6 protein-coding genes and 1 pseudogene are annotated in these 5,081 nt (G+C 58.0%); 3 read left to right on the forward strand and 4 right to left on the reverse strand.

The genetic code is table 11. From position 1 onward, the window contains the following. Window positions 1-495 precede the first annotated feature (495 nt). Window positions 496-1,089: a PAS domain-containing protein gene (locus tag ASG63_RS24650; protein WP_082559414.1), complete on the reverse strand. Its 594-nt coding sequence runs from the start codon at window positions 1,087-1,089 to the stop codon at window positions 496-498. A 177-nt stretch (window positions 1,090-1,266) separates the two neighbouring features. On the opposite strand from ASG63_RS24650, the gene ASG63_RS25600 reads away from it, so the two are divergent. Together ASG63_RS25600 and ASG63_RS19720 are read left to right on the forward strand one after the other, a co-directional pair. Beyond that, window positions 1,267-1,617 carry a hypothetical protein gene (locus tag ASG63_RS25600; RefSeq protein WP_156394263.1) on the forward strand — a complete coding sequence of 117 codons (351 nt, stop codon included), beginning with the start codon at window positions 1,267-1,269 and terminating at the stop codon, window positions 1,615-1,617. A 518-nt stretch (window positions 1,618-2,135) separates the two neighbouring features. Beyond that, window positions 2,136-2,384 carry a hypothetical protein gene (locus ASG63_RS19720; RefSeq protein WP_156394264.1) on the forward strand — a complete coding sequence of 83 codons (249 nt, stop codon included), beginning with the start codon at window positions 2,136-2,138 and terminating at the stop codon, window positions 2,382-2,384. Here the strand turns inward: ASG63_RS19720 and ASG63_RS24655 are convergent. Continuing rightward, window positions 2,372-2,737 carry a hypothetical protein gene (locus tag ASG63_RS24655; protein ID WP_156394265.1) on the reverse strand — a complete coding sequence of 122 codons (366 nt, stop codon included), beginning with the start codon at window positions 2,735-2,737 and terminating at the stop codon, window positions 2,372-2,374. The two genes, ASG63_RS19720 and ASG63_RS24655, sit on opposite strands and share 13 nt — an antisense overlap. Before the next feature lie 520 nt (window positions 2,738-3,257). On the opposite strand from ASG63_RS24655, the gene ASG63_RS19725 reads away from it, so the two are divergent. Beyond that, complete coding sequence (locus tag ASG63_RS19725) at window positions 3,258-3,728, forward strand: PAS domain-containing protein (protein ID WP_244479983.1); 471 nt, start codon at window positions 3,258-3,260, stop codon at window positions 3,726-3,728. A gap of 19 nt (window positions 3,729-3,747) precedes the next feature. Here ASG63_RS19725 and ASG63_RS24660 read toward each other — a convergent pair. Beyond that, window positions 3,748-4,496, reverse strand: a protein-coding gene (locus ASG63_RS24660) for an IS5 family transposase (protein ID WP_156394266.1) whose coding sequence is annotated in 2 segments (ribosomal slippage) — window positions 3,748-4,166 and window positions 4,166-4,496 — 750 coding nt in all. Because the reading frame shifts where the segments join, the coding sequence is not laid out codon by codon here. A gap of 95 nt (window positions 4,497-4,591) precedes the next feature. Next, a pseudogene (locus ASG63_RS19735) lies at window positions 4,592-5,005 on the reverse strand (IS5 family transposase); the annotation flags it as partial. Between the last annotated feature and the right edge of the window lie 76 nt (window positions 5,006-5,081).

Below are 5,081 nucleotides of genomic sequence, written 5' to 3' on the forward strand. Positions count from 1 at the left end.
TCGTTCGTGAAGCGTTTGCGAGGCATGGCATCCTCCCTCCTTCAGGGTTCAGGATGCCCGAAAAACTTGCGCTCAGCGCGGACCAATTTGCTGGGTCAAGGTCAATACCTCAAGGAGGACCACATTTCAGGAGGCAGGCCAATAGAGCCGGTGGTGATGTTGTCGTAGTTGCGGCCCTCGAGACCATCAGGCGCCGCGACAGCGGCGATACCGGCAGGGGCGGTGTAGCTCTGGGCCAAAGCGGGCTAAGCAATTGCGCTGACGCCCAGGGTAATAGCAGCAACAGTAGAGGAAAAAAGATTGTTCACGGCGCAATCCAATTGGGTTTGCGCGGTCTCCGTCAAATGGCGGTGGGCCGTGGTTTGATCAGCGATCTTGGTTTATTCATGTCTCAGCTGAGCCGCAGTGCCGTTTAGCACGCACGCATCAAACCGACATTTTGAGGAGTATACGCATGACTCCGGCCGAATGCGCCGCTTGCACTGTTCTCGTGGGTCAGTTCATCCGCGCACGATGTTGATCGCCCTTTAGCTTCGAAAGGCGACGTCCGACCTCAAGCAGCAGCATGGCGCTCATCTGGCGAAGAAGAGTTTCGGGTATATCGTGAAGGGCGTTATGGGCTGCAAGACAATGCTCGGCAGCTCGTTCCAGAGGATGGACAGCTTGAGCGGAAGCGGTTTCATCGACCCGGTTCTGAGTGATGTCGATCAGGACACCTGTTCCTCGTATCGAGCGGCCGGCGTGGTCGAGAGTAATAAGACCGCGCGCTAAAACATATCGCGTCGCTCTATCGGCAGACAGCACCCGGTATTCCTGCACATAAGAACGACCCGTCTTGGCGCTGATAGCAATGACGTGAGAAGTTTCCTCGCGATCTTCAGGATGAATGCCATCGAGGAAGTACTTTAATGGAACTCCATGCTGCGCCAAGGCGGGATCAACGTTGAAAAGCAGTGCAACCAGCGGATCGGCATACAGTCGGTCATTGGGGATGTCCCAGTCCCAACGGCCAATGGTGTCTGACGCATCGATCGCGTCCTGTAGAACGAGTTGCGAAGCCTCGATCGCGCATATATTCCGCCGCACCATCAGACATCCCTATCCTTGCTCACCTCAGGGTTGGTTTGACGCCGAGGGTGGCGGGAAATTTATTAACATAAGATGTGAGGCTGGGAAGTTTCGGGATAATAGGATCTTACTATCGCGTAAAACCGTTTGATGGCGTACAAATCTGCGGCGGATTTTGCATACAATCGGAGATGAGAAATGGGCCGCAAGCTCAATACCTTTGAGGAAGCGAGTCTTTTCTCGTCCGAGGCCGAAGCTGGCACACAGGACCGGACAAGCTTGAGCCGTAGTCAGAACATCCAGCATCGAATTGCCAAGCAGCTCGGAATATCCGTCACCGAGTTACGGAACCCGAGCGAAGCTCCGAACGCAGTGTACAGCACGAACAATCCGGTTCGATCGAACGATACCGCCCTGACCCGCGAATGCCTGGAACTGCTCGACGCCTATATCCGGATCACGGACCCGGCGCAGCGCCGTCGATGCCTTCAAGCGGTTCGTGAGGCGGCTGATGGCTCGGCTGACATAGGCCCGGCGACGAAGGGGTGATGGTTTATAAACGGCAGCAGATGGACACGCTATCGGCACCGCCGTTTCGCTGGCGGCCACGCTAACACCTGCTCCACCTACGCTGACGCCATCCGTGCCGCTCTCAGATCCCTCATTTCTGAAGCCCTAGCGTAGCGAAGTGTCTCTTTGCGTCGCTCCTCACGCTGCGCGAGTTCCTGCCCGACCTGCCATAAGAGGGCGCGTGTCATAGCAAGCATCGCCGGAGTGCCTATTTCGGCGACCGCTTCATGAGCTTTGAGGCAGGCATCTGCCATGGCTTCGAAACGTTCGTCATCTTCCATCGATGTTCGAGCCTCCTCCAGCCTTACAACCAAACATATCGAGCTGAGGTTGCAAGGGGCAACAGCATCAGGATCGAACAAATCGTTCAATCGATATTATATTATGAATCAACGGTTAAATTTAATGATCAGATATTGATTTCTATTGTGTGATTGGAACAATGATTGCTCGCAATCGATATCCGCTATATGTGCGGCGCACAATAGGAGCGAAAGATGCATCAAATTGAAGGGACCGATCGTTGTTCAATGCGTTCGGCATTCTTATTGAAGAGAATTGCTGCGGTACTCAATTGTCCGATCGAGGCGTTCTCAGAGACTGCCCCGGATGAAATCGCACAAACGGTCGAGCTGATGCCGCTTTGGCTTACGATCGAGCACGAACAGGATCGCATGAAGGTGCTGAGTATCGTTCGCAGCGTTGCGTCGACGGCTGCCGCGGCGGAAGCCCGTCAGGGCGAATAGGTCTTATAAGAACCTGCTCTGAGAGTGGTCCTTGAAGGCATTGGCTCGGCGAATGTACCCGGTGACGGGTCGCGGTTTCCCGACTGATCCATGATGCGGGCGAGATCCTTGGGCTTGAAGCTCTTGATCGACGCCCAGGCCTCGATCAGCGTGCCGTCGACGCTGAAATGGTCGCTGAACAGAAGCCGCCGTACCCGGGGCTGAGCCGTACTCCTTCGGTGAAGGCCGCGGTCGTAGTCCCGGCGGGATGTCAGACGGCGATCTGATGGAACCAAGACGTGGTCCAGTTCCACGGCAGCAGATCGTCGATGCGCCGGGCGGGATGGTCGTGTATACGCCTTGATCAGATCCAAGCAGTCTCGGCTCATCGCAATCTCTGCCGTCTGAGCTTCACTTGCAGCTTCAAACGTGGCGTCTCGCGAAGAACTGGAACGGCTCAGGGCTGTCACAGCCAGTCCAAGTGCGTCTACCATCCGAGCCTAAAGGTTCGAGCTGATCGGCCAAGAGCCGCTACGCTTCCCGTTCGGCAGGCTCGTATCCTTTTTGGTGAACGCCTTAGCCTCCGACGGGCTCAACTTACGGCCCATTTTCGACCTCCCAAACCAAAAGGTTTTCGCGAAAGTGCGATTTCATACATATACCAATCTGTAGTAATTTCATACCGATATAGCTTTTATTAATATCCCAGGTTAATCTATTCCGAATCGTGCAGATTTCGAGGCGACGGAGGTGGGAGTGGGGCATTATCGAGCGAGCGAGGTTCAAGTCTCGCAAGTCATGTTGCAACAGGCTCTCGACTCCTCGGATCTAATCGGCCGATGGGAATACGATGTCTCGAATGATCGAGTCTACGCGGATGCCCTTGTTGCTCTCGTGTTCAACATCGACCCCGCAGCGGCGGCTGCTGGTGCATCGCTCGACGCCTTCACCACCGGGGTTCATCCTGACGATCGGAAGCGGTTCGTGCGTGAGATCAAGCGTAGCGCAGAGACGGGCCTTCCGTGCACGTTTGAATACCGCGTCTGCTCCGCCGATGGCGTTGTTCGCTGGGTTCTCGATCGCGGACGGATCACCCTGGATGAAGAAGGGCGCCCGCTGCATGGAAGTGGCGTGCTGCTCGACATCACTCAATCGCGCCTTGGCCAGAACGACGAGGGGTCGCAGCAGGCTTGCCAGGAGCCGCACCCCTTGGAGCGTGCCGCGGAGCACTGTCTCGCGGCTCGACAGGTCATCCAGGAGCTTCCGGAGCCTCTTCTCAATCGGATGAGCGATATGTTGCTGCTGGAGATAGGACGTGCGCTGGCAAGACTTACCAACGAGCGTCGTCTCGGGGCGATGAACTAGGTAGGGGACTCATTCAGGTCTATGCGATGACACAGGAAACGAGCGCGATGGCAGCGAGATAATTGCAGGCCAAGCGATCGTAGCGGGTCGCGACGCGCCGCCAGTTTTTGAGATGACCGAACAGGCGTTCGATGCGATTGCGCCGCCGGTAGGCGATCCGGCTGTGCTTGTAGGGCACCGTCCGGGTGGCCGTGGACGGAATGGTGGCGATCACCCGGCGGCTCTTGAGCCAATCCTTCAAGCTCTGCGCATTGTAGGCTTTGTCGGCGATCAGGCGTTTGGGCGGCACGACAGCCTCTAGCAGCGGCAGCGCCATGGTGATGTCGGCCACGCTGCCGGGGGTCAGGGTGAACGCAACCGGTCGGCCACGACCATCGGCCAAGCAATGGATTTTGCTCGTGAAGCCGCCGCGCGAACGGCCAATGGCCTGGCTCCAGGCCCCCCTTTTCCGCCTGATGCCGAGCGGTGAGCCTTCACGTGAGAGGCATCGAGCATCAGCTCGTCGGGGACAGGGCCTGTGGCTGCAATCTTGGCAAACAGGCGCTGCCAGACACCGCGCTGGGACCACCTGTTGTAGCGGTTGTAGATCGTGGTGTGCGGGCCGTACGCGGAGGGCGTATCTTGCCAGCGGCAGCCGACCTTCAGCACGTGCAGGATGCCGCTGATCACCCGCCTATCGTCGACCCGAGGTTTACCCGGTTGGCCGTGAGGCAGATGTGGCTCGATCCGCGCCCAGGCTTCATCCGAAAGCCAGTACAGCCGTGCCATCGCGATCCTCCTACGCTGGAAACCTCAAACTCAGGAAGAAAACGCAAACGACAGCAATTGGTTGTATGGGTTCCCTGCCTAGGGTCTAGACTCGATCAGCACCAGAAGGCGATGACGGCGGCGAGCGCGACGGCCGAGGCGTAGTTGCGGGCCAGCTTGTCGTAGCGGGTGGCGACACGACGGAAGTCTTTCAGGCGATTGAAGGTCGCTTCGATGCGCCAACGTTCGCGGTAGCGGCGCTTGTCGTGGCGGATCTTCCGCTTGCGGCCGCGCTTGCCTGGGATGATCGGCGTGATGCTCTTTCCCCGCAGGTCGGCTCGAAGCCAATCGGCGTCGTAGCCCTTGTCGGCGGCCAGGCGACGGATCCGACCGGGAGCCTCGGCGAGCACGGCCGGGGCGGTTGTGACGTCGCTGGCATTGCCCGGCGTCAGCAGGAGTACGCCGGGGCGGCCGAGGACATCGGTGAGGACGTGGATCTTGGTGACCCTGACCCAGCAAATTGGTCCGCGCTGAGCGCAAGTTTTTCGGGCATCCTGAACCCTGAAGGAGGGAGGATGCCATGCCTCGCAAACGCTTCACGAACGA

The sequence above is a fragment of the Methylobacterium sp. Leaf94 genome (assembly GCF_001426045.1).
In the GTDB taxonomy this organism is placed as follows: Bacteria; Pseudomonadota; Alphaproteobacteria; order Rhizobiales; family Beijerinckiaceae; genus Methylobacterium.